Origin of the sequence: Microbacterium sp. ZOR0019 (assembly GCF_000800925.1) — a bacterium.
Classification (GTDB): Bacteria; Actinomycetota; Actinomycetes; order Actinomycetales; family Microbacteriaceae; genus Microbacterium; species Microbacterium aurugineum.
Genome location: NZ_JRKC01000012.1, coordinates 14,281 through 36,345, shown reverse-complemented (window position 1 = coordinate 36,345; position 22,065 = coordinate 14,281). Strand labels below are relative to the sequence as shown.

Here is a 22,065-nt window from a genome sequence, read left to right as displayed (position 1 = left end):
GGGTGCCGATCCGCCGGGGCCCGGTTCAGGCTCCGGCGGCGAGTTCCTTCGCCCGCGCGAGTGCGGCGGCAGCGGCATCGGAGAAAGTGCGTTCGAGGTGCGCGTCCTGCAGCACCGAGACAGCCCGCTCCGTCGTCCCCTTCGGACTCGTGACGCGGCGACGCAGCTCGGCAGGGTCCTCTCCCGAGGCGTCGAGCAGTGCGGTCGCGCCGATGAACGTCTGCTCCACCATCAGCCTGGCGTCGGCATCCTCGAAGCCCATGCCGACGGCTGCCTTCGTGAACTCCTCGATCAGCAGATACACGTAGGCCGGACCCGATCCCGAGATCGTCGACAGCGCGTCGATCTGAGACTCCGGCACCTCGACGACCGCGCCGACGGTCTCGAACAGACGACGCACGAGCGACAGATCGTCCGCGGTCGCGGCGGCCCCTGCGGCGAGACCGGTGACGCCCTTGCGCACCGTCGACGGAGTGTTCGGCATCGACCGGATCACGCGGGCATCGGGGCCGAGCACATCGGCGAAGGTCTGCAGCGTGACACCGGCGGCGACACTCACCACGATCGCGTCGGCGGCGAGGTGCGGGGCGATCTCGCGCAGCAGGTCGGGCACCATCGCCGGCTTGACGCCGACCAGGACGATGCGCGCGCCCGCCGCGGCCTCGACGTTGCCGTCCGGCCGCTCCGCGAGTGCGATGCTGGTGACGCCTTCGAGCCCTTCGAACGCCTCCGCCTTCTCCGCGCTGCGGTTCGTCGCGGTGATCCCGCCGTCGATCCGGATGCCCGACGCGACCACTCCGCGCAGGATCGCACCGCCCATCGAGCCGGCACCGAGGAAAGCGAGGGAAGGAAGCGAGTCAGCCATGTCGTCATCCTACGGCGGGCACTCCCCGCATCCTCCGGTGGGCGGTTCTAGACTCGTCCCATGAGTGCATCCGGAGGCAACAAGGCCATCGTCGCGGCGTTCCTGGCGAACCTGGGCATCGCGCTCGCGAAGTTCGTCGCCTGGGCGCTGTCCGGTTCCGCCTCGATGCTCGCGGAGGCCATCCACTCGGTCGCCGATTCCGGCAACCAGCTCCTACTCATGCTCGGCGGACGCAAGGCACGTCGCGAAGCGGACCGTGCACACCCCTTCGGCTATGGCCGGGAGCGCTATGTGTACGCCTTCGTCGTGTCGATCATCCTTTTCTCCGTCGGTGGACTCTTCGCGATCTACGAGGGCGTCGAGAAGCTCACCAACCCCCACGAGCTCGACAGGACCTGGTGGTGGTTGCCGCTGGTCGTCCTCTTCATCGCGATCGGGCTCGAGTCGTTCTCGCTGCGCACCGCGGTGCGTGAGAGCAACATCGTGCGGGAGAAGGGGCAGTCGTGGGTCTCCTTCGTGCGTCGTTCGAAGGCTCCCGAACTCCCTGTCGTGCTGCTCGAAGACGTCGGTGCGCTGACCGGCCTCACGTTCGCGCTGCTCGGCGTCGGGCTCACGCTCCTCACCGGAAACCCGGTGTTCGACGCCCTCGGGACCGTGATGATCGGTGTGCTGCTGGTGCTGATCGCGATCGTGCTGGGCGTCGAGACGAAGAGCCTGCTGGTCGGCGAAGGGGCGACGGCCGCCGATCACGACCGCATCGTCGATGCCATCAACGCGGGCGACGAGATCGAGAAGATCATCCACATGAAGACTCTCTACCTCGGACCGGACGAGCTGATGGTCGCTGCGAAGATCGCCCTCAACGCCGACAAGCCGTTGCGGGAAGCCGCCGACGACATCAACGCGATCGAGGCGCGCATCCGCGAGGCCGTTCCGGTCGCTCGCATCGTCTACATCGAGCCGGACGTGTATCGCCCCGCGATCGATCCCGAGCCGTCGACCGACGTCTTCGTGCTGAAGTCCTCCGACTGAGCGCGGAGCCCCGACGGGCAGCGAGTGCTCAGCGCCGCTGCTCGAAGAAGGTGCGCAGCTGCGACGCCACCGCGTCCGCCTGCACACCGCCGATCACCTCGGCGCGGTACGGGAGCCTCCGGTCGCGCAGGACGTCGTACATGGAGCCGGCCGCGCCCGCCTTCTCGTCCCAGGCGCCGAAGACCACGCGCCCGATGCGCGCCTGCAGAATCGCCCCCGCACACATGATGCACGGCTCGAGGGTGACCACGAGGGTGTGCCCCTCGAGGTTCCACGAGCCGACGGATTCCGCCGCACGACGCAAGGCCTCCACTTCGGCATGACCGGTCGGATCGTTCGTGGCCTCGCGGGTGTTTCGCCCCTCGGCGAGGATGTTCCCGTCACGGTCGAGGATCACCGCTCCGACCGGGATCTCCGCCGCTGCCGCCGCCTCGTCCGCAAGCGCGAGCGCCCGCTGCATCGCGAGGTCGTCGGCGGCGGTCATGCGTCGAGCCTACGACAGCCGCACCCAGGTCACCCGGGCCCGGATGTCGTGCCGGGCTCCCCGGCGCATTACCCTGTATCCATGCGTGTTCACGTCGCCGACCACCCTCTCGTCACTCACAAGCTCTCGGTGCTGCGCGACGCGCGCACCCCGTCGCCGGTGTTCCGTCAGCTCACGGAAGAACTCGTGACCCTGCTCGCGTACGAGGCGACCCGCAACGTGAAGGTCAGCCCGATCGAGATCACCACCCCTGTGACGACGACCACGGGCGTCAAGATCTCGGAGCCGCGTCCCATCGTGGTGCCGATCCTCCGCGCCGGCCTCGGCATGCTCGAAGGTCTGGTCAAGCTGCTCCCGACCGCCGAGGTCGGGTTCCTCGGAATGGTGCGCGACGAGACCACCTTCGAGCCGACCACGTACGCCGAGCGTCTCCCCGACGACCTGAGCGACCGCCAGTGCTTCGCCATCGACCCGATGCTCGCCACCGGCGGATCGCTCGCGGCGGCGATCCAGTTCCTGTTCGACCGCGGGGCGAAGGACGTCACGGCGATCTGCCTGCTCGGCACTCCCGAAGGTGTCGCCGCGATCGAGGCGATGGCGGGCGACCGCGACGTGACCCTCGTGCTCGGCGCGCTCGACGAGCGTCTCGACGAAAAGGGCTACATCGTCCCCGGACTCGGCGACGCCGGCGATCGCCTCTACGGCACGGTCTGACCGATATCAGTCTGCGAGGGTGAGTCGATAGGCGCGCTCGTCGCCGAAATGCCGGAAGCCCACACGTCTGAGGATCGGTGCGGACGTGGCGATGCGGCCCTTCACGAGGGCGGTCGCCGCGCCCCGTTCGGCGGCAGCGCGCAACCGCTCGGCGAGGACAGCCCGATAGGCACCATGACCACGCGCATCCGGTAGGGTCGCCGCTCCCCACAACCGTGCGAAGCCGTCGACGATCGTGCATCCGCCGGTGCTCACAGACCGTCCCTCCAGCCGACCGAGGACGCGCACGTCGCGCCCCGTCTTCAGCCCTGCGACGACCTCATCCTTCTCGATGCGGATCCCCTCCTCGTCGAGCGGTTCCTGCGCCCAGGCCGGCACGTTGATCGCGTCGACCTCCCGCACCTGTTCGAGTGTGCGCACGATCTCCGCCGACGCCTCCCCGGGGACGTCGACGACGAGCTCATCGATGGCGCGGGCGAGGACGGCGACGGTGTCGATGTGCTCAGCGCCGCGCCGACGCAGCTCGTCTTCGAGATCGGGAGAGTCCGAGGGGTTGGTCCAGAACGTCAGCTGCGCCTCGCCCCAGCCGCGGGTGTGCGCGATCGCGTGATCGAGCACCGAAGAGGCATCGACAGACGAGCGGACCTGCGATGCACGAACCCCGCCGCCGAAGCGCGCCGGGTACCGCACGAGTTGCAGTTCCTCGTGCACCTGATCGCTGTCGCGAGGGAACCACACCCACGCAGCGGAGGCCCGGAGGATGTCCTCGGTGGTGTGGACGCTCACTCCGCCGCACCCACGAGACGCGCGAAGGCACTGAGACGAGCGACTCCCTCGGGCGTGTACGGCAGATCGTCGAGGAGGGCCGGGGAGTGGATGAGGTAGGCGACGACCTGAGCGCGGGAGATCGCCACGTTGAGACGATTCTGCAGCAGCAGGAACTCCGGCCCCCGAGGCGCATCCCGACCGCTCGAGGCAGCCAGCGAGGTGATCGACACCACCGCCTCCTTGCCCTGGAAGTTGTCGACCGTCCCCACGGGAACATCCGGGAAGCCCGCATCGGCCAGCGCATCGAGCACCAGCTGTCGCTGCGCGTTGTAGGGCGTGACGACGATGATGTCGGACTGCGTCAGCGGACGCGCCGAGGTATTCGGGTCGTTGTCGGTGAAAGTCCGACCGATCAGATCGTCGACGAGCCGCACGACTTCGGCGGCCTCCTCCGCTGACGCGGTGGCGTTCCCCCGGTGCCGGAGCGGAACCACGTGCAGTCCGGGCTCCACACCGTCGAGAGTGCGGAGTTCCGTGCCGGGCGCCGAGGCGAGCTGTCCTGCGTATGCGAGCTTCGACACCGGAGCCGCCACCGCCGGGTGCATGCGCCACGATCGCGCGAGGAAGTAGCCGTACTCCGGCCGGACCACCGGATCGCCGTCCATCACCCACCCGAGAGCGGACGTGTCCACCGGCTCGGGATGAGCGCCCTGGCTCACCTGCGGGAGCTGCTGCGGATCACCGAGCAGCAGGAGCCGTTTCGCACCGGCGGCGACGGCGATGGTCGAGGCGAGCGAGAATTGTCCGGCCTCGTCGATCACGAGCAGATCGAGTCCCTCCCTGTCGACGCGCTGGGTGTTGCTGAAGTCCCATGCCGTGCCACCGACGACCGCACCCTCCCCGATGTGCTCCGCGAGGAAGGCTGCCATGCCGTTCTTCGGAATCGCGGTGTACGGCGGTTCGGCGTCGGGATCCTTCGGCGCTTTCGCCACCTGAGAGGGCGAGACGCCGTCGGACACGATCCGCGCCAGCAGCGTCTCGATGATGGCGTGCGACTGCGCGACCACGCCGACCTTGAAACCGTGCTCGTTCACGAGACGTGCGATCACACGAGACCCGGTGTACGTCTTACCCGTTCCGGGAGGCCCCTGCACGGCGAGATAGCTGTGGTCGAGGTCGAGCACGCCGCGCACGATCGCGTCGATGACGTCGTCGTCTGCGGGCGGGAGCGCATCCCCTGACGTCGTGCGCGGAGGGATACGACGCAGGATGTCGGTCGCGGCATCATGCGGGTAGCCCGGGGCCGCAACGTGCACGGCATCGGCCCACTCGTCGATCGCCCCTTGCAGGGAGACGACCCGCGGCGGCGCGGCGGGGGTGAGTGCGAGGGGAAGCTCGTCCCAGGTCTGGCCCTGCACCGCCGATTCGGTGACGAGGTAACCGTCGTCGAGCACTTCGGCCACCGTGACGGTGTGCGGCACGTGGACTGCTCGGGACGGCACTTCGGTATCGAAGGGCGCCGGCACCTCGTACAGGGCGAACGGTTGCGAACCCGCGCCGAGAGTCGTTCCCGGTGACACCTCTCCCCGGATCTCGATGTCGCGGGACATCACCCTGCGCCCTTCCCCGATACTCCAGTCCCGTCGGACGGAAGACGAGGGACGATCGACCCGCACCACGTCTCGCGTGCCGTCCCACATCGTCACCGGCTCCCGCAGCCGCTGGAAATGCGCCACCCAGAAGCTCTTCGCCTCGCGAGGGAAGTAGTCGATCGCCGCGGCCGCGATGCGATGGACGAGTCCGTCGCCCCCGGCCTCCACGGCCTGCTCCGCGTCGGCGAGGAGCGCGACGGAGCGGGGCGACGGCTCGTAGATGACCTCGTCGGCGGCGTCCGGCGGCGCCGGTGTGACGCCCTTCTGCCGTGCGATGTCAATGAGCCAGTTGCGCAGCCTTCGCGTGGACACGCAGTCGTAGCGGTTGTAGTCGGCGAGGTCGGCGAGGACCACCTCCGCCTCACTCTGGTTCCCGGCCGCCGCGAGCTCGCGCGCCGCGACGTACTGAACGATCGAGTCGTCGCCCTTCTGCACGTCGCTCGTGCGCACGTCTTCACCCATGTAGAGCGGTTCGAGCTTCTTGATCGAGTACGAGCGGGATCCCACCCGCACGGTGCGCAGCACCAGCGGGTACAGATCGACGAACACCCCTTCTCGCAGCAGCCGGTCGACCTCTCCTTCGCGCACGCCGTGTCGCGCGGCCATCGCCACCAGATGCGACGTCTCGTACGGGGCGTAGTGATAGATGTGCATACCGGGATGCGCCGCCCGGCGCAGGGTGACGAAGTCGAGGAAGGACTCGAGCGCCCGCTTCTCGTCGGCGAAGGTGTGCGCCCACAGTGCCGAGTACTGGTCCGCGTTGTCTACCCAGCCGAAGAGGTAGTCGATCCCCCACTGCGCCTCACCGTCGGCTGCGGGCTCGGTGTAGAGAGGATCCCCCTCGAAGTCGAAGAAGATGTCGCCGTGGCTCGGCAGGGGAAGCGTATGGATCGCTTGCGCGTAGTGCACGTCGTACGTCGGCTCGCCGTCTGCATCCGCGCGCAGCTGCAGACGGGCTTGAGCGCGAAGATTCTCGAACGTGTCCGTGTTCATTCCCGCCGGAGCATGGACCGCGGCGGCGAGGGCGTCGATCGTCTCGACACCGGCTGCCCGCAGTCGCGCCCGCTGCACCGGTCGCATCCGCGCGACCATCAGGAGGTCTCGATGCGCGAGCACCTGCTCCTCACAGGTCGCGCACCGGCCGCAGGCCACGATCTGGAGGTCACCGCGATCATCGCCCCAGGCGAGAGGAGCGCCCGTGGCACCGTCGGCGACACGACGATCGGCGATGAGTGCACGAAGCCGGGCGCGACGCACCTGGAACAACGGGAGGAGGTCGTCGACGGCATGCGTGCTGAGGGTGCCGTCGCCGAGGATGAGATCGACCTCATCGGAGCGCGGGATGCCGAGCCGGTCGAACTGATCGGCATATGCAGCGAGCTGCATGAGCGCCGTCACGCGAGCCTTGCGCGCCAGCTTCGAGTCCTGGACACGCCACCGCCCCTCGTCGTCCTTGCGCAGGAAATCAGCGAACCCGACGAACTCCTCGGTCGCGAACGCCGCCTGGAAGACGACCAGCGCCTCGGACCGCAGTGCCCGCACGGTCTCATCGATCGCCGCGGCCAACGCCTCCGCATCGACCGAGGACACCTTCTCGATGCGATGCACGTTCTCGTCGCCGAGGTCGTCGATGTAGCGGGCGAGCACGTTCTGCTCGTGGACGTCACCGAGCTCCGCGGCGCGCTTCAGCGTCGCATCCTCCGGCTCTTCGACAGCCGGCACCCGGCCCAGCTTCGCGTCGATCGCCCGACACCACGCGAACTCGCATTCCGCGGCCGCCTTGAGGTCGCTCGCGCTCCAGATGACGCGCTGCGCCTGAGTGTCGATCCGCACGATGCTCCCGTTCTGTCGGATGCTTCGACACTATCCGCGGCATCCGACACGGGCGAAGCGGGACGCCCTCAGAAGCGGACTGCGATCACCGCCACCAGGTGTCGTCCGGGGTCACCGGCAGGTGTCTCTTGTGCTGCGTCGCGAGGTATCGCGCCTCGATGCGGCCGGCGACGTCGGGATCCACCGACCGTCCTTCGAGGAAGTCGTCGATCTGCTCGTACGTGAGCCCGAGTTCTTCCTCATCGGCCCGGCCGGGTTGCCCGTCGAGAAGATCGGCGGTGGGCACCTTGAACGCGAGTCGATCCGGGGCATCGAGGAACTGCAGCAGCGAGCGCCCCTGCCGCTTGCTGAGACCGGACAACGGAAGGATGTCGGCCGCGCCGTCACCGAACTTCGTGAAGAAACCGGTCACCGCTTCGGCAGCGTGATCCGTGCCGATGACGAGCAGGCCGTCGTGCCCGGCGAGTGCGTACTGCGTGACCATGCGCACGCGTGCTTTGATGTTGCCGCGGTTGAAGTCGCTGATGTCACTCGTGACCGCGAACTCGATGTCTTCCTCCACACCGTCGACGCCGTTCTGGATGTTGACCTCGACCGAGGAATCCGGAGCGATGAAGTCGAGTGCCGCCTCAGCGTCCGCCGCATCGTGCTGGACGCGGTACGGCAGGCGCACGGCCAGGAACTTCGCCTCGCCACCCTCGGACCGCACCCTCTCGACCGCGAGCTGCGCCAGACGCCCGGCGAGGGTCGAGTCCTGCCCGCCCGAGATCCCGAGTACGTAACCCTTCGCGCCCGTCGTGCGGAGGTACTCGACGAGGAACGCGACTCGACGTTCGACCTCGGCTTCGGGATCGATCTCGGGCCGGACGCCGAGGTCCTCCGAGATCTGCTGCTGCAACGACATGTGATCCTCCGCTCTGTTCCTCGAATCAGTATCGCCCCTCCGTGTTACACCGGGGTGACGCCGCGTCGCACGTCAGGTTCTGTCCGTGGTGACCTGAGAGAATGGGGCAGTGAAACTCCTCGTCGCCGCGCTCGCCTCCGAACTGTCCGCCTTCCCGGAGGAGCTCGAGGGCTTCGATCGGCTCATCACGGGCCCCGGCAAGTTGCAGGCGACGTACGCACTCACCCGTGCCCTCGATGCGAACGACTACGACGAGATCGTCGTGGTGGGCACCGCCGGGGCGATCGACCCCGACCTCGAGTCGAGGGTGCACGAGGTCGGCACGGCATTCCAGCACGACGTCACCGATCTCGACGGAATCTCCGGGCAGCACGTCTCCCTTCCCACGAAGGTGTCGACCGGGAAGGAGGGCGTGCTGATCGCGACCGGCGACCACTTCGTCGAGGACGCGGAGATCACCGCCGTGATCCGCCCGTCCGGCGCGGTTCTGGTCGACATGGAGACCTATGCGTACATCTGGGTGGCGGGGCAATTCGAGGTCCCGATCCGCGTGTTCCGGGCTATCTCCGATCAGGCCGAAGACGGCGCCCTCACGGACTGGCGCGAAGCCGTCGCGCGCTGCAGCGTGCAGCTGCGCGAGTTCATCCTCACCGAATACGGCGTGTGACACCGCGGCGCCGTTCGGGCACCACCTCAGCGAGGCTCGATCATGCTGGGACCGTTCGGCAACGCCCGCACCGTGAGTTGCGCCGGGATCTGCTCCTGCATGGCCTCGACGTGGCTGATCACCCCGACGGTCCTGCCGCCCTGTCGTAGTTCGTCGAGGGTGCGCATGGCGACATCGAGAGTGTCGCCGTCGAGCGAGCCGAATCCCTCGTCGATGAAGAGCGTGTCCAAGCGGATGCCGCCGGCTCGCGCGGTGACGACTTCGGCGAGGCCGAGCGCGAGCGCGAGCGAGGTGAGGAACGTCTCCCCACCCGAGAGGGACTGCGGCGGCCTGGACTGTCCGGTGAACGCGTCGAAGACCACGATGCCGAGACCGGAAGCGGCGCCCCGTGCGGCGAGCGCATCCGAATGCCGCAGCTGGTAGCGCCCCGTCGACATGTCGTGCAACCGCCGGTTCGCCGCTTCGACGATCTCTTCGAGTTCGGCGGCGAGGACGAAGGTCTCGAGCGTCATCTTGTGCGTGTTCGCTCCGCGCCCGGCGATCGTGTCTGCGAGATTCTGCAGCAGCTCGAATTCGGTCGCCTCCGCGGTCGTCCTCGCATGCTCCGCGGCAGCCGACTCGATCAACCCTTCGAGTCGCTCGGCGACACCTGCAGCCCGGGCCGCCTCATCGACCGCGCCCTTCCAGAGCGCCCGGGCGGCTTCCGCCGCCTGCTCGGCCGGTTCCAGGTCGATGGGCTCTTCGGGGAGCGTGCGCAGTTCCAGATCGAACAGGATCCCGCGCTCTTTCTCGCGCTGGACGGCATGCTGCGCGATCCGGGCGTCGAGGGCCTCTTGCGCCGTCGACGAGCGAAGCGCCTCCTCCGCGGCCGCCGCGTCGCTGAAAGGCGAGTCGGCGAGGGCCGTGTCTCGCTCGGATTCCGCAGCGACGAGCGCCTCGGACCTGCGACGGTGTTCCGCGACCGCCGCAGCGAGAGCACGGGCGGCGGCGATCGCGGTCGCCGTGTCCGCGAGCCGGGCGGCGACCGTGTCGAAGTCGCCCCGAGCCTCGGCGATCGACTCGCGCGCCTGCGCCTCCCGCTGCCGCAGCAGAGCGTGGTCTTCTCGTGCCTGAGCGAGGGCCGCCGCGTCTGCCGCCTTCTCGGCCTCGAGCCGTTCGACACGCGCCGTGAGTGCCGCCAGTCTCGCGTCGAGCGCCGCCAACTCCTCCACGGCGCTCAGGCTGCGTGTGTACGCCGCCGTCGCCTCGGCGTGCTCCCTCTCGGCCTGCTCGACGCTCCTTCCGTCGGCGCGAGCCAGGACCGCGGCCAACTCGGCCTGCACGGTCGATGCGGCCGACATGAGTTCACGCTCCCGCTGTGCCGCAGCGTCACGAATGAGCTCGGCGTCGGCGATGTCGTCGGTCGACACCGGATCGGAGTGCGTGGCGAGGCTCGGGTGCTCGACAGAGCCGCAGACCGGGCAGGGGTCGTCAGGGCGGAGACTCGACGCCAGTTCGCCGGCCATCCCGTCGGTGCGACGCTGACGTAGCTTCGCGAGCGCGGTCTGCGCAGCGGCGTGCTCGGTGGTGGCAGCGGTGAGATCGCGCTCTGTGGCCGCCCGGTCGGCCTGGAGTCGTCGGGCGGCCCTCGCCGCCACGACACGCACGTCCGCCGACTCCCGCGCGATCCTCATGTCGTCCGCACGATCGGCGATGCGCCGGGTCTGGTCTCGCTCCGCCTTCAGCGCGGCCACCGCGTCGGGCAACGAGGCGCGCTCCGCTTCCCCGGCCTCGATGCGTGCGGTCGCTGCGTCGACGGCGGCGACCGCGATCCGCAGTTCTTCGTCGAGGGCCGGTGCCTGTTCCTCGAGCTCACGCGCCCGCTCCCAGGACCCGGTCTCCTTGGTACGCGCCGTCACCCACGCCTCGAGATCTCCGTCGACGTCGAACTCGAGGGCGTCCCATTCCGCGCGAGCGCGCTCCTCGGCCGTCGCGGCAGCGTCGACCAGCTCGTGAGCCCGTGATGCCGCAGCGATCGTCGAGCGCAGCGCCTCGGCAGCACGCGCAGCCGTGAGCTCGGCACGCGCCTCGTCGATCAGCGGCGCATCCGCTTCGAGACGAGCGAGTGCCGCACGTGCACGGTCGCGTTCCTGCTGTGCGCGCTGCTCCTCACGCGTCGTCGCCAGCGCCGCATCGGCCTCGGCGGATCGCTTCTCGGCGTCGGCCTGTTCGGAGGCCCGCCGCTCGGCACGGTAGTCCGCTCGCGCCTGGGCTCGGCGAAGGGCGTCGAGACGCTCATCGATCGTCTGTGATGTCGTCGGCTGCTCCCCCGCCGCCGTGGTGGCCGTGCCGTCGTCGGCATCGCCCGAGAGGCCCGTGGTGTCCACCAGACGCTCGGCCTCACCGACACGAGCGTCGACGGTGGCGAGCCGCGCACCGAGCGTCTGCTCCGCCTGGCGGCGCCGCTCGTCGAAACGGGCCTGCACGTCTTCGAATCGCTGAGTGCCGAAGAGGCGGCGAAGCAGCGCCTGGCGATCCCTGCTCCCCGCCAGCAGGAACTCGGAGAAGCGGTTCTGCGCCAGGAGGATCACCTGCAGGAACTGCTCGCGGCTCAGCTGCAGGATCTCATCGAGGTCGCCGGCGACGTCGACGGCTCGTGCGGCACGCCCCACCCAGCCCGCGTCCGTCCATTCCTCCAGTGACACCGCTGCGGCCTGCTTCGTCAGCCCCCCGCCGCGCTTGGCCGGACGAAGGTACTCCGGCGAGCGCGTCACGCGGAACCGGCCGGCCGGCGTACTGAACTCGACCACGACCTCGGAGGGATCATCGGGCTCGCAGTGGTCGCTGCGGAGCCGCTTCTCGCCCCCGTCGTAGCGTGGCACACCACCGTAGAGACCGAAGCAGACGGCATCGAGGATGCTCGACTTGCCGGCGCCGGTCCGCCCGGCGATCAGGAAGATGCCATCGTCGCCGAAAGCGTCGAAATCCACGATCTGCCGCGACCGGAAAGGGCCGAACCCCTCGATCTCCAGGCGATGGAGGCGCATCTAGACGAGAGCTTCCGCGCGCACGCGCTCGTCGAGCACCGCGCGGATCAGGTCGCGCTCCGCATCCGTGGCGCCGTGCCCGGCCCGGACGTGCTCGAGGAACGCCTCGATCCGGTCGACATCGGTCACCGCGGTACGGAGTCGCTGCGAGTAGGACCTCTCCTCCGCCTCGGAGACGGCCACGGGCTGGTGCTGCACCATGGCGCAGTAGGGGTAGCTCTCGCGCAGACGCCGCATCGGCTCGGCCTGGGGCAGAGCATCGGTGTACACCGCGCAGACCCACTCGTTCGCATGCTCGGCGACCATCTCCGGCGCCAGGATCTCGTCGAGCGTTCCCGTGAGCGTGACCAGACGACGCGGCACGGGCAGTTCGAGCCACTCGACGGTGGCGAGACCGTGGGCATCGAGGTCGACGAGCCACGAACCGCGCGCCTTGTGTTGCTCGCCGAAGCTGTAGTGCAGCGGAGCCCCGGCGTAACGGACGCGCTCGCTGAGCGTCTGGCGACCATGGATGTGCCCGAGCGCCACGTAGTCGGGGCCGTCGAACACGCTGAGAGGCACGACGTCGAGCCCACCCTGACGCACCTCGCGCTCGAGGCCTGCGGTGGCATCGACCCCTGCGGCGAAGCAGTGCGCGATGGCGACCGCACGGCCCTCGTGCGTGTCCATGCCCGCACGGACGAGGTCCATCGCATGCCCCATGGTCTGCGCCTGGGTGCGCAACGGGCGGCCCGCGCTGTCGCCCTCGGGCCAGTGCTGACGCACGATGGCCGGCTCGAGGTAGGGGATGCCGAAGAAATGAACCGGTCCATCGGCATCCGCGATCGTGATGGGCTCTCCGACGGCGAGCGGATCGGTCAGCACGTGGATGCCGTCACGGAGCAGCCGCGCCTGGAAACCGAGCCGCGCGGCCGAGTCATGGTTTCCGCTCGTGACGATCACTCGCGCCCCGGCCTCTTCCAGCGCCACCAGCGCATCGCCGAGGAGCGAGTAGGCGGGACCGGACGGCGTCGCGGAGTCGAAGACGTCTCCCGCGACGACCACGACGTCGACGGAGTGCGTGCGCACCTGCTCGGTCAGCGCCCCGAGCACCTCGGTCAGCGCGTCCATGGTCGAGTTGCCATGGAACGTGCGGCCGATGTGCCAGTCGGAGGTGTGCAGGATTCGCATACTCACACGGTACGAACCCCCTCGGACATTCCGTCCGAGGCGTGCCGCGACCCGTTCATGACGTCACCCCGTCGGTAACCCGCCGTAACACGACGTCATGAAACGACGGCGGTCAGCGCGAGCGCAGCAGGGGGGCGTGCTCGGGGTGCGCGGCGAACCAATCGGCGACGTACCAGCACACCGCGTCCACCGTGCGGTCGCCACGCTCCTCGATGTCGGCCACCGCGCCCTCCACGACCTTGCCCGCGTAGCCGTTGCCGCGGAAAGTCGGGATAGTGAACGCGCGGGTGAGGGCGATCGTGTGACCGTCGTCGCGGTAGTCGAGAACGCTCACGAGCTTTCCATCGCGCATGAGCGTGTAGCGGGACGCGTCCTTCTCGTCGGTCAGGATGAAGCCTCCGACAGTGTGCGAGATCGTCATTCGATCCACGTTACGCCCGCCAGGAGCGCCCGGGCGTTTTGACATGGGGCGTCATGATCGGACATAATCCCCCCATGACCACCAACGCAAGCCCTTTGTCCGCCCAGGAGGCGAACAGGACTGCCGGGATGATGATGCCCGGTCGCGTTGGCATGTGTTGCCGAATGTGTCGCTGAACGAACAGCCACCCCGCCTGACCTGATTCCTCGCGAACTGCGAGGCCAGTGTCTCCGAGCATCCACCCTCTGCTCGCTTCCCGGCTCCGCCGGTCATTCATGCAACGCATCAGAGCCCCCCTCGATCCGGGCTCACGTCCTGAGGACTTCATCATCATGTCGAACACCGCACTTCTCGAGCGTCCCGCCACCACCGCCGCGATCCGCACTCGTACCGAGGCCGCCGCACCGGTGCCCTCCGCCACCGCAGACCTTCCCGCCGTCCGCTCCCCGCGAGGCTTCGCGCTCTACGTGGGGCTCGACGAGATCAAGGCCGCCGAAGCCGGTGTGAGCCTGCCGCTGCTCGTCGATGCCCTGCGACGCACCCTCGCCGAACTCGCTCCGGGTGCGGAGACGCACGCCACGGTCGCCCTCGCGCCGCACGGCTCGGGCGGCCGCGACCTCGACGTCGTCCGCCTCGCCCTGCAGGAGCCGGGCGCCATCGCGCGCACCAAGGCCGCTGCCGAAGAGGACACGGCGGAAGAGGAGAGCGGCGTCACCGTCGACATCTCCCGCAAGCGCGTCCTGATCGACGGGGAGTCCGCGGCCTTCACCTACAAGGAGTTCGAGCTGCTGCAGTACCTCGTGCTGCGCGAGGGCCGCACGATCGAACGCAGCGAGCTGGTATCTGCTCTCTGGCAGGCGCAGGACGACGAGACCCCCGGTGAGCGCACGATCGACGTCCACGTGCGTCGTCTCCGCGCGAAGCTCGGACGCTACGAGGACATCGTCCGCACGGTGCGGGGCATCGGCTACCGGTTCGACCGGCACGCCGACGTCGTCATCCGCTACGGACACGGAACCCCCTCGCCCGACCGCTTCTGACCGGCCGCGGGTCGGTGTCAGCGCCGGCGCGTAGGGTGGGCGCATGACATCGACGGCTCCTTCCGCAGCGGCTGAGGTCGCGCCATCGGAGCCCCCTCGGGAGACCGTCTACCGCCCATCGCGCCCTCTCGATCTCGGCCGCACACTCGGATTCCTGCGCCGCGGCAAGGGCGACCCGACCATGGTCGTCGACGGACCGGTCATCTGGCGTGCGATGCGCACACCGCTCGGTCCGACGACGCTGGCGGTGCGCACGATCGGCGACGAGGTGCGCGCGACCGCCTGGGGCCCCGGAACGGACTTCGCGCTCGACGCCGTCCCCGCACTCTGTGGAGCCCGCGACGACGCCGAGGGGTTCGACGCATCGCATCACCCTCTCGTCGCCGAGTCCGCGCATCGCCATCCCGGGCTGCGCCTGACACGCACCGACGAGGTGTTCGACGCGCTGGCATGCGCGATCATCGAGCAGAAGGTCACCGGTATGCAGGCGTTCGGAGCGTGGCGTTGGCTCGTCTCCCGCTTCGGCGAGCGCGCCCCCGGCCCGACGCCCCGACCGATGTTCACCGCGCCCACCGCCGCACAGTGGCACCGCATCCCCTCCTGGGCCTGGCACCGCGCCGGGGTCGAGCCCCCACAGTCCCGGACCCTCGTGCGCGCCGCGGAACGAGGCGACCGCATCGCCGACGCCGTGCGGACCGCCCCGGACGGCACGGCGCGCGACCGCGTTCTCACGAGCCTTCCCGGCGTCGGGGTGTGGACCTCGGCGGAGACCCGGGCCCGCGCGCTCGGCGACACCGATGCCGTCAGCGTCGGCGACTACCACCTCGCCCACGAGATCGGCTACGCCCTCACCGGCACGCGCACCGATGATGCCGGGATGCTCGAACTCCTCGCTCCCTGGGCGGGGCAACGGCAGCGAGCGGTCCGTCTCATCGTCGCCAGCGGGGTGCACGAGCCGCGCCGGGGGCCTCGCCTCGCACCCGAGAACCATCGCGACCGCTGACTCCGCCGCCTATGCTGGGGCCATGTCCCGCAGAGCGATCCGCATCTCCATCACCGTCGGCCTGTTGATCGTCGGCGTGGTGGTCGGGCTCATCTTCCAGAATGTGTGGCTGGGCGTTCTTCTCGCCGCCATCGTGTGGCTGGGCTGGTTCCTCGGGTACGAGTCGCGGCGCGGGAACAACGCCGGCGTCAACGATGAAGACCACGGCATCGAGCTCTGAGGAGCTCGTGCGCGGAGGTCAGTAGTACACCGCGAGCGGTCCGGAGGGTCCGGCGATCACACTCACGGGGGTGTCGAAGACCCGTGACAGCACCTCATCCGTCATGATCGCGGCAGGGGATCCGAACTCCACGACCGCGCCGTCCTTCATCGCGCAGATGTGGTCGGCGTAGTGCCCCGCGAAGTTGATGTCGTGCAGCACGATCACGATCGTGCGTCCGAGTTCCTCCGCCGCCCGTCGCAGGTGCTTCATCATCTGCACCGCGTGGCGCATGTCGAGGTTGTTCAGCGGTTCGTCCAGCAGCACGAACTCGGTGTCCTGTGCCAGCACCATCGCCACGTAGGCGCGCTGACGCTGCCCTCCGGAGAGCTCGTCGAGGTACCGCCCCTCCAGCGGACCGAGGTCGAGGAAGTCGATGGCCTGGCTGATGATCTCCTCGTCGGCCCGGGTCAGCCGTCCCTTCGAATGCGGGAACCGGCCGAATCCCACGAGCTGGCGCACGGTGAGTCGCGTGACGAAGTGGTTCTCCTGGCGCAGGATCGACACGACCTTCGCCAGGTCCTTCGACTTCGTCGAGGCCACATCGAGCCCCGCGATCTCGATGGCCCCCGCATCCATCCCGTTCAGCCGGCCGATCATCGTGAGCAGCGTCGACTTGCCTGCGCCGTTGGGTCCGATCAGCGCGGTGATGCCGCCGGTCGGGATCTCGAGGTCGACCGGACCGATCGCGACCTCGCTGCTGTAGTCCCGGCGGACGCCGTCGAGAGCGATCACAGTCTGCCCTTTCTGAGGATGACGATGAGGAACACGGTCCCGCCGACGAGCTCGATCAGGATCGAGACCATTCCCTGCGCGTAGAACACGTTCTTCATCACGAAGTACGCCCCCGCGAGGATCGTGAAGGCGGTGAGGACCGCGACGGGGAAGATCAGCCGATGGTCATGCGTGTCGGCGAACTGGTAGGCGAGCGTGGCGACCAGGAAGCCGAGGAAGGTCATCGGCCCGACCAGCGCGGTCGACGTCGCCATCAGCACGGCGACGAGGAACAGCACGACGAACAGCTCGCGCCGATGATCGACACCGAGCGAGCGCGCGGCGTCCGGACCCAGGGCCATGAGGTTGAGCCGACGCGATCGGATCCACAGCAGAGCGGAGGCCACGATCACGAGCGGGATCGCGAGCGGCAGGTAGGAGGCGTCCGCGTTCGAGACGTTGCCGAAGAGACGGGCGGCGAGCACGTCGAACTCGCTGGGGGTGAGCAGACGCTGCATGAACGTGGCGACCGCTCCGAGACCGCCGCCGATCACGATGCCGACCAGAAGCATGATCTGCAGGTTTCCGTATCGCCCCGAGAGCAACCACCCGTACAGGGCGACCGCGAGTCCGACCATGATGACGACCTGGATCGCGAACTGGCCGACGCCCTGGATCGCGACGAGTCCGGCGACTCCGAACAGGTAGACGGTGGAGGTCTGCACGACGCGGTACAGCGACTCGAAGCCCATGATCGACGGCGTGATGATGCGGTTGTTGGTGACGGTCTGGAAGCTCACCGTGGCGATCGCCTGGGACACGGCGACGAGCGCCATCACGGTGACATCGATCGCGCGGTGCTGGGCGATGCGCCAGAATCCTGCGGAGCCGACCGGCATCGGGTTCGCCCATGCCAGCAGCCCGAAGCCGGAGACGGCGGCGAGGACGACGAGCACGCCGAGGACGAGGACGTAGCGACGGCGCGTTCGCGGGGTCGTGAACGAGCCGGCCGATCGCACCGGACCGCCCGTCGTCGTCGGTGCCATCACCGCGCTAGCCACGTCGACGCTGCCTCAGCAGGAGGAGCACGAACACCACCGCGCCGACGACCCCGAGGATCAACGACACCGGGACCTCGAACGGCATGATGATGGTGCGGCCGATGATGTCGCACACCGTGACGATCGCGATGCCGAGCAGGCACACCCACGGCAGATTGCTGCGCAGATCGTCACCACGCACCATCGAGACGATGTTCGGCACGATGAGCCCCAGGAAAGGAAGATTGCCGACGACGACCGTCACGACACCGGTGGTCACCGCGATGAGCACCGTGCCGAGCAGGATGATCCGGTTGTAGTTCACACCGACGTTCGTGGCGACCTCCTCCCCGAGCCCGGCGATGGTCAGTCGATCGGCGACGATGAAGACGATGACCCCGATGACCGCCACGATCCAGAGCATCTCGTACTGACCGCGCATCACCGAGGTGAAGCTCCCCGCGAACCAGACGCCGATGATCTGCAGCGAGTTGGTGACCAGGGCGAGATAGGTGGACAGGGCACCGACGACCGCACCGAGCATGATGCCGACGATCGGGACGATGAGCGAGGACTTGAGGGCGACCCGACGGAGGAACGCGAAGAACACCATCGTGCCGACGAAGGCCGCGAGGATCGCACCGGCCATCCGCAACGGGAGCGACGGCTGCGGCACGAGGATCATGACCATCAGCAGCCCGAGCCCCGCCCATTCGGTGGTCCCGGTCGTCGTGGGCTCGACGAAGCGGTTCTGCGTGAGAAGCTGCATCACGAGGCCCGCCATGGCCATGGCGGCGCCGGCGAGGACGAGGGCGATCGTACGGGGGACGCGCGTGATCTGGAACATCTGCGCGCCGTCGTCCGCCCCGGCGATGTCGTAGACGCCCGTGAAGAGCGAGATCACGAGGAGCACCGCGACGACGAGCACGCCGATGAGCAGTTTCACGTCGAGGAGCCGCCCGGCGTGGCGGGGCGGCTGGGTGATGTCGGTGGAGACCATGATGACCGTGCGGCGGCACCCGGATCATCCGGATGCCGCCGCAGTACCTCAGTTCTTCGCGCTCTTCTCGAGGGCGTCTGCGAAGTCGTTGAGGAACGACGTGTAGGTCTGGATGCCCTCGTTCAGGTACGTGTCGGTGGGCATGTAGACGAGCTGCTTCTCCTTCACGGCCGTGACGCCGGCGAGGGCCTCGGAGCTCTCGAGGATCTCCGCAGCCTGCACGTAGTCCGGGGTTTCGGCAGCGAACACGGCGTCGCGGTCGAGCACGAGGATCCAGTCGGGGTCCGACGCGGCGATCGCCTCGACGGAGATCTCATCGCCCTGGTGGTCATCGGTCGCGTCGTCGACCTGAAGTGCCGGGGTGAGCCCGAGAAGGTCGTAGATCGGGCCGAGCGAGCGGCCGACGGTCGGGGCGAGGTAGCCGATCTCGCCGCCCGACGTGTTGACGGCCATGACGGTGTCGGCGTCGTCGTACGCGGCCTTCGCGCGCTCGGCAGCGGCGTCGAAGTCCTCGACGAGCTTCGCGGCCTCGTCCTGCTTGCCGAAGATCTCTCCGAGCACGGTGACCTGGCGCTTGAGCTCCTCGTCGAAGGGCTCTCCCTCGCGCGGCTCGAGGTCGACGATCGTCGCATCGGGCACGAGGTCGGCGATCGCGGTGTTGTGCTGCGTGAACCGCTGGCCGCTGATGATCAGGTCGGGCTCCACGGCGACGATGGCCTCGAGGTCGGGCTCGCTGTGCAGTCCGATGTCGACGATGCCGTCGTCCTTCACGTACGACACGGTCTCGGGCATGAGCGCGACGGCTCCGGCCGAGAGCTCGACGCCCCAGTCGGACAGCGTCTGGAAGGTGCGGTTGTCGAGAGCCACGACGGAGGTGGGAGGTGTCGCGATCTCGTGCGTGCCGGTGTTGTCCTCGACCGTGACGGTCGCGGCTGCGGGTTCGTTGTTCTCCGCTTCCGCCGAACCGCCGGATGCGCAGCCGGCGAGGGCGAGAAGACCGACGAGCGCGACGCTCGTGGCGGTGAGGGTTCTGGGCACGGACATGGAGAGACTCCTGTTCTGCGGGATCGATGCGCACACGACGGGCGCCGGGTGGCGAGGTTAGGGCAACCTTCCCTCGATAGTTTTAGGTTAGCCTTACTTTATGAGCAACACGAAATCCGGATTCTCGATCGAACGTCGTGGCCTGGAGCTGCGCTTCCGCCACGTCGCACTGAGTGCGCGGGAATGGCTGGCGCCGGATTTCGTCCGCGTGCGGCTGACCGGCTCGGATCTCGCCGGCTTCGATTCGCCGGGCGCCGACGACCACATGAGGCTCTTCTTCCCCTCCGGTGCGACCGAGTCCATCGAAGAGCTGCGCGCATCCCCGAGCCGCGAGTACACCCCTCTCGCGTGGGGCGACGACTGGCTGGACGTCGAGTTCGCGGTGCACGGAGATCAGGGCGTCGCGGCACCCTGGGCGGCGACGGCACCACTCGGATCCATGATCGGTGTCGGCGGTCCGCGCGGATCAGCCGTGCTGGCCGGCGACCCCGGCTCGTGGCTGCTGGTCGGTGACGAGACCGCGATCCCCGCCATCCGCCGCTTCGCCGCACTCATCCCCGCGGGCACCCCGGCACGCATCGTGGTGGAGACCGTGAATCAGGGACGCGAGTTCGAGATCGACGCACCCGTCGACATCGAGTGGCTGCATCGCGGCGAGGCCCCTTCCGGTTCCGCACTCATCGCCTTCCTCGAGACTCTGACCGCCGATGACGCCGTCGGAGAAGACCCGTTCGTGTTCATCGCCGCGGAGCAGTCGATCGTCAAGCCGGGCCGGGCGCTACTCGAACGCTGGGGCGTCGACACGGCGAAGGCTGTGGTGAAGGGGTACTGGAAGCGCGGCGAGGCCGAGTACCACGCGCCACACTGACCCTTCCCCCGGCGAAAGCCCGGACCAGCAGCTTGACTCCCGGGCGTGTCGCACCCTAGGGTGGCAAGGCTGTGCCATTCGGCGCAGCACACCAGCCGAGGAGTCGACGGATGACCGCGCAGCGGAACCTCCCCATCGCAGCGGTGTTGCAGCTTCAGCAGAAGCGCAACGACCGCTACGAGTCGTACCCTCCGGCACGCGCCGTGTGACAGCACCCGCTCTCACAACGCCCCGTACCGTCAGGTCCGGGGCGTTTTCCGTGGAAGACCCCTGACCTGTGGCCGGAAACCACCACAAGGAAAGGAATCATGGAGAGGCTCTCCGCACGGCTGCTGTCGTGGGCGTCACTGATCGACGAGAAGACACTCGCTCAGGCGCACACCACGGCCCGCATGCCGTTCATCCACCCGCACCTGGCACTGATGCCGGATGCCCACCTCGGCAAGGGGGCGACGGTCGGCTCGGTGATCCCGACGCTCGGCGCGATCATCCCCGCGGCCGTCGGCGTCGACATCGGCTGCGGCATGATCGCCGTTCGCACCCAGTTCACCGGGAACGACCTCGCAGGTCATGACCTCGCAGGACTCCGGGAGCAGATCGAGCGTGCCATCCCCCTGTCGGCCGGACGCTACAACCGCAAGGTCGTGGCCACCGCCGAACCGCGCATCGCCGAGCTCGAGCAGCTCGCCGAGAAGAGCGGCTTCGATCCCGCTCAGTACGCCGGGAACTGGCGGCTGCAGCTGGGGACGCTCGGTTCGGGAAACCACTTCATCGAGGTGTCGGTCGACGAACTCGACCGGGTCTGGCTGTTCCTGCACTCGGGATCGCGAGGCGTCGGCAACAAGATCGCCGGGCACCACATCGGCGTCGCCCAGCGGCTGGCGAAGCAGTGGTGGATCGACCTCCCCGACCCCGACCTGGCCTACCTGGTCGAGGGGACCGCGGAGTTCACCCGCTACATCCGGGAACTGCGGTGGGCCCAGCACTTCGCCCTGCTGAACCGGGAGGAGATGATGGACCGCGTCATGCGCCAGGTCTCGGAATTCCTCGGCACCGCGGTCGACGAGCAGGAGCGCATCAACTGCCACCACAACTTCACGGAGTCGGAGAAGCACTACGGCACGCAGGTGTGGGTGTCGCGGAAGGGTGCCATCCAGGCGGACGCCGGCCGACCAGGACTGATCCCCGGGTCGATGGGCACCGCCTCGTACGTGGTCGAGGGGCTCGGCGACCCGCAGTCGCTGAACTCCTCTCCGCACGGTGCCGGGCGGGAGTACTCCCGGTCGGCAGCACGGCGGACCTTCACCCACGAGCAGTTGCGGGCAGCGATGACGGGAATCGAGTTCCGCGACACGGATGCCTTCATCGATGAGATCCCGCAGGCGTACAAGCCGATCGACCAGGTGATGGCGGATGCCGCGAGCCTCGTATCGATCCGGCACACGCTGCGGCAGATCGTCAACGTGAAGGGCGACTGAACAGGACCGGGCGGTGGGAACCCCACCGCCCGGTCGGGTGGCAGCGTCTCGCCTCCGTCGAAGATGCCGACGGCATCCGGATC

Annotated in this window: 20 protein-coding genes; 8 read left to right on the top strand and 12 right to left on the bottom strand. The window is 68.6% G+C overall.

Annotated elements, in window-relative coordinates:
- Positions 1-25 precede the first annotated feature (25 nt).
- Positions 26-865 carry a pyrroline-5-carboxylate reductase gene (gene proC / locus L978_RS04055; RefSeq protein WP_047520560.1) on the bottom strand — a complete coding sequence of 280 codons (840 nt, stop codon included), beginning with the start codon at positions 863-865 and terminating at the stop codon, positions 26-28.
- A 60-nt stretch (positions 866-925) separates the two neighbouring features.
- Here proC and L978_RS04050 point away from each other — a divergent pair, with 60 nt between their 5' ends.
- The gene (locus tag L978_RS04050; RefSeq protein ID WP_047520558.1) at positions 926-1,897 is read left to right on the top strand and encodes a cation diffusion facilitator family transporter; all 972 of its coding nucleotides are present in this window, start codon (positions 926-928) and stop codon (positions 1,895-1,897) included.
- Between the two features lie 28 nt (positions 1,898-1,925).
- Here L978_RS04050 and tadA read toward each other — a convergent pair whose 3' ends face one another.
- Entirely contained in the window at positions 1,926-2,381 is a 456-nt protein-coding gene (tadA, locus tag L978_RS04045; RefSeq protein WP_047520556.1) for a tRNA adenosine(34) deaminase TadA, read from the bottom strand.
- An 81-nt stretch (positions 2,382-2,462) separates the two neighbouring features.
- On the opposite strand from tadA, the gene upp reads away from it, so the two are divergent.
- A complete protein-coding gene (gene upp, locus L978_RS04040) occupies positions 2,463-3,095 on the top strand; it encodes a uracil phosphoribosyltransferase (protein WP_047520553.1) in 633 nt (210 codons plus the stop codon).
- A gap of 6 nt (positions 3,096-3,101) precedes the next feature.
- On the opposite strand, the gene L978_RS04035 is transcribed toward upp, so the two are convergent.
- From L978_RS04035 to nadE, 3 genes are all read right to left on the bottom strand, one after another.
- The gene (locus tag L978_RS04035; RefSeq protein WP_047520549.1) at positions 3,102-3,881 is read right to left on the bottom strand and encodes a hypothetical protein; all 780 of its coding nucleotides are present in this window, start codon (positions 3,879-3,881) and stop codon (positions 3,102-3,104) included.
- Positions 3,878-7,348 carry a TM0106 family RecB-like putative nuclease gene (locus L978_RS04030; protein WP_052193312.1) on the bottom strand — a complete coding sequence of 1,157 codons (3,471 nt, stop codon included), beginning with the start codon at positions 7,346-7,348 and terminating at the stop codon, positions 3,878-3,880. Before L978_RS04030 ends, L978_RS04035 begins: the two co-directional genes overlap by 4 nt.
- 85 nt (positions 7,349-7,433) lie before the next feature.
- On the bottom strand, positions 7,434-8,252 hold the full coding sequence (gene nadE, locus L978_RS04025) for an ammonia-dependent NAD(+) synthetase (protein ID WP_047520547.1): 819 nt from the start codon (positions 8,250-8,252) through the stop codon (positions 7,434-7,436).
- Positions 8,253-8,361: 109 nt separating this feature from the next.
- Between nadE and L978_RS04020 the strand changes: the two genes are divergently transcribed.
- On the top strand, positions 8,362-8,919 hold the full coding sequence (locus tag L978_RS04020; protein ID WP_047520545.1) for a phosphorylase family protein: 558 nt from the start codon (positions 8,362-8,364) through the stop codon (positions 8,917-8,919).
- Between the two features lie 26 nt (positions 8,920-8,945).
- Here the strand turns inward: L978_RS04020 and L978_RS04015 are convergent, their stop codons facing one another.
- The 3 genes from L978_RS04015 to L978_RS04005 all read right to left on the bottom strand — a co-directional run bounded on the left by L978_RS04015 (position 8,946) and on the right by L978_RS04005 (position 13,536).
- On the bottom strand, positions 8,946-11,945 hold the full coding sequence (locus L978_RS04015; protein WP_047520543.1) for an AAA family ATPase: 3,000 nt from the start codon (positions 11,943-11,945) through the stop codon (positions 8,946-8,948).
- Complete coding sequence (locus L978_RS04010; protein ID WP_047520542.1) at positions 11,946-13,115, bottom strand: exonuclease SbcCD subunit D; 1,170 nt, start codon at positions 13,113-13,115, stop codon at positions 11,946-11,948.
- Positions 13,116-13,227: 112 nt separating this feature from the next.
- On the bottom strand, positions 13,228-13,536 hold the full coding sequence (locus L978_RS04005) for a GNAT family N-acetyltransferase (protein WP_047520540.1): 309 nt from the start codon (positions 13,534-13,536) through the stop codon (positions 13,228-13,230).
- A gap of 332 nt (positions 13,537-13,868) precedes the next feature.
- On the opposite strand from L978_RS04005, the gene L978_RS04000 reads away from it, so the two are divergent.
- The 3 genes from L978_RS04000 to L978_RS03990 are packed head-to-tail and all read left to right on the top strand — an operon-like array spanning position 13,869 to position 15,799.
- Positions 13,869-14,576, top strand: coding sequence for a winged helix-turn-helix domain-containing protein (locus L978_RS04000; RefSeq protein WP_047520539.1), 708 nt, complete (start codon positions 13,869-13,871; stop codon positions 14,574-14,576).
- A 43-nt stretch (positions 14,577-14,619) separates the two neighbouring features.
- Positions 14,620-15,579: a DNA-3-methyladenine glycosylase family protein gene (locus L978_RS03995; protein WP_047520537.1), complete on the top strand. Its 960-nt coding sequence runs from the start codon at positions 14,620-14,622 to the stop codon at positions 15,577-15,579.
- Positions 15,580-15,601: 22 nt separating this feature from the next.
- Entirely contained in the window at positions 15,602-15,799 is a 198-nt protein-coding gene (locus L978_RS03990; RefSeq protein WP_047520535.1) for a hypothetical protein, read from the top strand.
- Between the two features lie 18 nt (positions 15,800-15,817).
- Here L978_RS03990 and L978_RS03985 read toward each other — a convergent pair whose 3' ends face one another.
- Genes L978_RS03985 through L978_RS03970 form a run of 4 tightly spaced genes read right to left on the bottom strand, consistent with a single transcriptional unit; the run spans position 15,818 to position 19,636 of the window.
- Positions 15,818-16,573 carry an iron ABC transporter ATP-binding protein gene (locus L978_RS03985; protein ID WP_047520533.1) on the bottom strand — a complete coding sequence of 252 codons (756 nt, stop codon included), beginning with the start codon at positions 16,571-16,573 and terminating at the stop codon, positions 15,818-15,820.
- Positions 16,570-17,598, bottom strand: a complete 1,029-nt coding sequence (locus tag L978_RS03980) for an iron chelate uptake ABC transporter family permease subunit (protein WP_047520531.1) — start codon at positions 17,596-17,598, stop codon at positions 16,570-16,572. The genes L978_RS03985 and L978_RS03980 overlap by 4 nt, the downstream gene beginning before the upstream one ends.
- Positions 17,599-17,605: 7 nt before the next feature.
- Positions 17,606-18,592, bottom strand: coding sequence for an iron chelate uptake ABC transporter family permease subunit (locus tag L978_RS03975; RefSeq protein ID WP_052193311.1), 987 nt, complete (start codon positions 18,590-18,592; stop codon positions 17,606-17,608).
- 48 nt (positions 18,593-18,640) lie between these two features.
- The gene (locus L978_RS03970; protein ID WP_047520529.1) at positions 18,641-19,636 is read right to left on the bottom strand and encodes a siderophore ABC transporter substrate-binding protein; all 996 of its coding nucleotides are present in this window, start codon (positions 19,634-19,636) and stop codon (positions 18,641-18,643) included.
- 100 nt (positions 19,637-19,736) lie between these two features.
- On the opposite strand from L978_RS03970, the gene L978_RS03965 reads away from it, so the two are divergent.
- Entirely contained in the window at positions 19,737-20,504 is a 768-nt protein-coding gene (locus L978_RS03965) for a siderophore-interacting protein (RefSeq protein WP_047520527.1), read from the top strand.
- A 308-nt stretch (positions 20,505-20,812) separates the two neighbouring features.
- A complete protein-coding gene (locus L978_RS03960) occupies positions 20,813-21,982 on the top strand; it encodes an RtcB family protein (RefSeq protein ID WP_047520525.1) in 1,170 nt (389 codons plus the stop codon).
- The last annotated feature ends 83 nt before the right edge of the window (positions 21,983-22,065 follow it).

What these genes read in the sequence shown, in the direction of transcription:
- proC (WP_047520560.1), bottom strand. Translation starts at nt 865, where the DNA reads ATGGCTGACTCGCTTCCTTCCCTCGCTTTCCTCGGTGCCGGCTCGATG.
- L978_RS04050 (WP_047520558.1), top strand. Translation starts at nt 926, where the DNA reads ATGAGTGCATCCGGAGGCAACAAGGCCATCGTCGCGGCGTTCCTGGCG.
- tadA (WP_047520556.1), bottom strand. Translation starts at nt 2,381, where the DNA reads ATGACCGCCGCCGACGACCTCGCGATGCAGCGGGCGCTCGCGCTTGCG.
- upp (WP_047520553.1), top strand. Translation starts at nt 2,463, where the DNA reads ATGCGTGTTCACGTCGCCGACCACCCTCTCGTCACTCACAAGCTCTCG.
- nadE (WP_047520547.1), bottom strand. Translation starts at nt 8,252, where the DNA reads ATGTCGTTGCAGCAGCAGATCTCGGAGGACCTCGGCGTCCGGCCCGAG.
- L978_RS04015 (WP_047520543.1), bottom strand. Translation starts at nt 11,945, where the DNA reads ATGCGCCTCCATCGCCTGGAGATCGAGGGGTTCGGCCCTTTCCGGTCG.
- L978_RS04010 (WP_047520542.1), bottom strand. Translation starts at nt 13,115, where the DNA reads ATGCGAATCCTGCACACCTCCGACTGGCACATCGGCCGCACGTTCCAT.
- L978_RS04005 (WP_047520540.1), bottom strand. Translation starts at nt 13,536, where the DNA reads ATGACGATCTCGCACACTGTCGGAGGCTTCATCCTGACCGACGAGAAG.
- L978_RS04000 (WP_047520539.1), top strand. Translation starts at nt 13,869, where the DNA reads ATGTCGAACACCGCACTTCTCGAGCGTCCCGCCACCACCGCCGCGATC.
- L978_RS03995 (WP_047520537.1), top strand. Translation starts at nt 14,620, where the DNA reads ATGACATCGACGGCTCCTTCCGCAGCGGCTGAGGTCGCGCCATCGGAG.
- L978_RS03990 (WP_047520535.1), top strand. Translation starts at nt 15,602, where the DNA reads ATGTCCCGCAGAGCGATCCGCATCTCCATCACCGTCGGCCTGTTGATC.
- L978_RS03980 (WP_047520531.1), bottom strand. Translation starts at nt 17,598, where the DNA reads ATGGCACCGACGACGACGGGCGGTCCGGTGCGATCGGCCGGCTCGTTC.
- L978_RS03975 (WP_052193311.1), bottom strand. Translation starts at nt 18,592, where the DNA reads ATGGTCTCCACCGACATCACCCAGCCGCCCCGCCACGCCGGGCGGCTC.
- L978_RS03970 (WP_047520529.1), bottom strand. Translation starts at nt 19,636, where the DNA reads ATGTCCGTGCCCAGAACCCTCACCGCCACGAGCGTCGCGCTCGTCGGT.
- L978_RS03965 (WP_047520527.1), top strand. Translation starts at nt 19,737, where the DNA reads ATGAGCAACACGAAATCCGGATTCTCGATCGAACGTCGTGGCCTGGAG.
- L978_RS03960 (WP_047520525.1), top strand. Translation starts at nt 20,813, where the DNA reads ATGGAGAGGCTCTCCGCACGGCTGCTGTCGTGGGCGTCACTGATCGAC.